The organism is Myroides sp. C6-3 (assembly GCF_050522425.1).
GTDB lineage: Bacteria > Bacteroidota > Bacteroidia > Flavobacteriales > Flavobacteriaceae > Flavobacterium.
This window is the reverse complement of sequence record NZ_JBMVQP010000073.1, coordinates 1-3,692: the sequence shown is the minus strand read 5'-3', so window position 1 is coordinate 3,692 and position 3,692 is coordinate 1. Positions and strand designations below refer to the sequence as shown.

The following is a 3,692-nucleotide window of genomic DNA, read 5'->3' as shown; positions in this document are numbered from 1 at the left end:
GCTCATCTCTTTATTATTTGAGACAAACTTACTATCTTACATCATCTTATGAAATATGTGGTTGCTCGGGTGCATACCTTTGCCGTGCGTCTGCCTAGGGCATCATACTCCAGGTGAACCGTTTCTCCCGTTGGGGTTAGCACCCGTTCCAGCATGCCGTTACTGCTCCATTTGTAGTTCCAATCGCCTTTCCACCACGTGGTGGTATTGGCAATGGCTCTGTTGTCTTCTTCTAAATCGAAATTCGTATCCTCCCAGTCCGGTTCTAAGAGGTTCCACTTGTTGGATAAGACGTACAACTCCTGTAGGTTTTTCGGCTTTTCTTTGGGCTTCTCAGGACTAGCGTAGAGTTTGCGCTTAGTTTTGAGTCGAAGGTTTCCTCTTTCATCATAGTGGTAATACCACTGTCGATCGCGAAGGAGTTTACCTCCCGTATCATACACCCTATCCTTCTGATACTTGCTTTCGTAAATATTTCCTACTGCGTCTGGGTTTTTGTAAATCATTTTCAACACTTCTGTTGAACTATAGGTTCCGCTGACTAAGCTATCCCATTGGTCGTAGGTAAAGTTAACTTTGGTGCGCGTCAAGTCGTTAATGATTGATTGCAATTGGTTGGATTTGTTCCACTTGTATCGACTGTTGACTTTAACCACTCCTTCTACTGCAATAACGCGACCATAGCTATCGCCCTAGGTTTCTACCTTTACGTCTCCACTGAGTTGTCGTTGAATCTCTAACTCGTGTTCGTCATAGGAGAAAACGGCTTGCCATTGGTGCTTACCAATCTATTTTTGTGATTCGATCATAGTATCGAAAAAGAATATAATACACCTCATTGCAAAAAGGTTTAGCTAGTTACGACTAAACTTTTTGAATGGTAATGGTAATGGTAATGGTAATGGTAATGGTAATGCTATTTTAAGTATTGTTCTTCTTTCAATAGCAAATACTGATAAACTTCATCTTCGGCTAGGTTCCAAGGAATCATTTCTTTTGGAATGTCATACAATGCGGTTTCTAATAATGGATGTGCAACCTTAGGAGCGCTTAGCCCCTGCTTGGTTCTCAGTTTTTCAATCAACTTAATGTCATATGGAATTAAATCATGACTTAGAATTTCAGTCATTTTATTTTTCACATCCAAACAGCTGTAGATATGCGCATCACATAAGTCGAAAATCAGTTTTTGATACAAAGCGTCATCTGTGGTATTCCAATTCTCTAAAAAAGTTTGATACACACTCCCCGTGGGTAAAAATTGAAACATCGCCTCTTCATAGCTTCCATCCTCCAACAAATCAAAAACTAAAGCGACAAACAAATGGTGGCTTTCTTTTTTCTTGTACTTTTCTTTCTCTTCCTCGTAATATTCCTGAAAATAGGCGCGGATTATAGGTTTTAGTTCTGCCATCTCCCATAATTGGGAAAACGCCAAGATGCTTCCCATATTTCTGTTTGAGACATCAAACCATTTATTCCTTTTTTCTATTATATGTTGACTCCACAACAAATATCGCGTAATGTATTTCCACCCTTCTGTATCCCCATTTAAAATTAACTGCTTGGGATAATCACCTCCATGTATACCAATGCCAAAAGCTAAAGTAGAACACATTGAGTTAAAATATCCTTCTTTTATATCTTTATCAATCCTCGTTTTTATAGAAGTAAAAGTTCTATTCAAAACGTCTTCTGACAAATCTCTTTTTAAAACTTCCTTGATTTCTTGCTTAAATTTCTTTGCTAAAACTTCGTGTTCCATTATTTGTATTTTTGATTCCTTCATAGATCCTACAAGATACTATTTAACTTTATCTCTATACCTTGTATAACTGCTCATTATCAGCTATATCCATACTATAAAAAAGAAGTATAAAACGTTCTTCGAATTGAAAAATAGTTAGTCCTAATTCTTCCTATTTAGAAATTATCAAAAAACTCAACTCCATCGAGAGAAAATTTAATAAATGGTTTTACAATTTTTTTGTATTGTCTATCAGTTATTATATCGATACTTTTAACTTCTTCACCTAGTATTCTACTAAATGATTTTAGTGTTCTCTTGTTTTCTTCATACCAATATGCAGTTGAATAGTACAGTGTTTTAATCTTTCCATTTACATAAATATTTACCACATTTGGTTTTTTCTTAACAATAATTTGATATCCTGTAAAGTACTGATTATCATTCATTATAATTATCGCCTTTACAACAACAAATGTTCTATTACTATAAAAATCTTCTCCTACAATTGCATAATAGATGTTTCCATTACCTTTTGTATTTTCCTCATATGTAAAAATATTTTCATAAATCCAACTCTCTGATACTCCATGTTCTTTCATTAATTCTAATTCATAAGGTTGATAATATTCAATCCAAACAGATGAAATTAAAAAATCTAACTTTGTTAATTTTTCATACTTGAGGAACACGTTATTGCAATTAATGACTCGTTTCATTACTTATATTTTTGTATTCGTTGTTCTATTTTCTCTTTTTCAATATTAGAAGCAGGAATTGTGTGTATTTCGATACTCATTCCTATTTTTTTCAAGTCCTTATTAGCTAATTGAAAAGCTCTTAATCTTCTATTATTTGCTGAATACAGCGTTTTTCAAATCCTTAATTAAACAAAAAACTAATTCATCATTTTTCATACTCAAGAAAAACATCTATTCCATTTATTAAATTATAAACAGAACAAAGTATTACATTATTAAAAACAATCTAATCAGAAAGAATTAATGGAACTTATTTTTCTCATTATCATAAGTGAAGATTAAAACAAAATTATCCATCTAAATCAGATCTATTATTTTTTCGTTTGCTATTTCATATGGAAATAACATATTGTGAATATAACTAACTTTTTGTTCAATACTGAAATTATTGAACATTGGAGACTCCTTGTAAAAATCAATCTGATCCTTCAAAAATACATCTGAAATTAACTTATATCTCTTAGTTATAATCTCTCCTAAATCATCAACCTCAAGAATTTTTTTTATAATTGAGTTAATAGCTGTACTACCTTGAAATATTTCAAGTTCTTCATCATTTATTTCAAATTTCACAAATAATAAAAGTTTTATTAATGCTCTAATTTCTTCTTGAGAAATTGTAATCTCCTTATTCATCATTTATATAATTTTCTATTATCAATTTGACTTTGTATAATTTTCAAACTAGTATTGTAATCAAAATCAAAACTTCCATATGGATTTTTACCTGTAAAAATAATCTCATCTATTTTTAAATTTCCATTATGTACATATTCTAGGACATCTGAACTTAATGCTATATTTGTTTTTTGAACTTCGGAAAGTTTAAATATTATAGCATAATCCCCCTTACCTTCATATTTAATATTTCCTAAAAATATATTCCTTTCTACTTCACTGGGATTCATCAATATATCGGTTATGTACACTTTATTTTTACTATTTGATCTTAGTTTTTTCTCCTTTAATACAGCTTTCATTCCTTCTCGATTAGTATAGTGGATCATTATATCAGGAATATCCAACCCAAAAACATCCACCTGCCCATTGCTATCCCACACATACGCATAGAACGTAGGATTGTTACCTGCAAGGCCTATCGGATCTTTAGCTATATACAACCCGCTATTCGAATCGTAATAGCGAAAGCGGTTGTAGTATAACCCATCCAGCTCGATATCTTC

5 protein-coding genes are annotated in these 3,692 nt (G+C 32.3%); all 5 read right to left on the bottom strand.

What is annotated here, in order from left to right; all coding sequences use genetic code 11:
* Nucleotides 1-41: 41 nt before the first annotated feature.
* Nucleotides 42-611 carry a hypothetical protein gene (locus ACPDG9_RS15855; protein WP_430528672.1) on the bottom strand — a complete coding sequence of 190 codons (570 nt, stop codon included), beginning with the start codon at nt 609-611 and terminating at the stop codon, nt 42-44.
* 305 nt (nt 612-916) lie between these two features.
* Nucleotides 917-1,765, bottom strand: coding sequence for a hypothetical protein (locus ACPDG9_RS15850; protein ID WP_430528671.1), 849 nt, complete (start codon nt 1,763-1,765; stop codon nt 917-919).
* 158 nt (nt 1,766-1,923) lie between these two features.
* Nucleotides 1,924-2,466: a hypothetical protein gene (locus ACPDG9_RS15845; protein WP_430528670.1), complete on the bottom strand. Its 543-nt coding sequence runs from the start codon at nt 2,464-2,466 to the stop codon at nt 1,924-1,926.
* Between the two features lie 339 nt (nt 2,467-2,805).
* On the bottom strand, nt 2,806-3,147 hold the full coding sequence (locus ACPDG9_RS15840; protein ID WP_430528669.1) for a hypothetical protein: 342 nt from the start codon (nt 3,145-3,147) through the stop codon (nt 2,806-2,808).
* Nucleotides 3,144-3,692: RHS repeat-associated core domain-containing protein (locus ACPDG9_RS15835; RefSeq protein ID WP_430528668.1), on the bottom strand; the 549-nt coding region annotated here is incomplete at its 5' end. The genes ACPDG9_RS15840 and ACPDG9_RS15835, both read right to left, overlap by 4 nt.

Bases quoted from the DNA above. Each gene is read 5' to 3' on its own strand.
- ACPDG9_RS15850 (WP_430528671.1), bottom strand. From the start codon at position 1,765: ATGGAACACGAAGTTTTAGCAAAGAAATTTAAGCAAGAAATCAAGGAA.
- ACPDG9_RS15845 (WP_430528670.1), bottom strand. From the start codon at position 2,466: ATGAAACGAGTCATTAATTGCAATAACGTGTTCCTCAAGTATGAAAAA.
- ACPDG9_RS15840 (WP_430528669.1), bottom strand. From the start codon at position 3,147: ATGATGAATAAGGAGATTACAATTTCTCAAGAAGAAATTAGAGCATTA.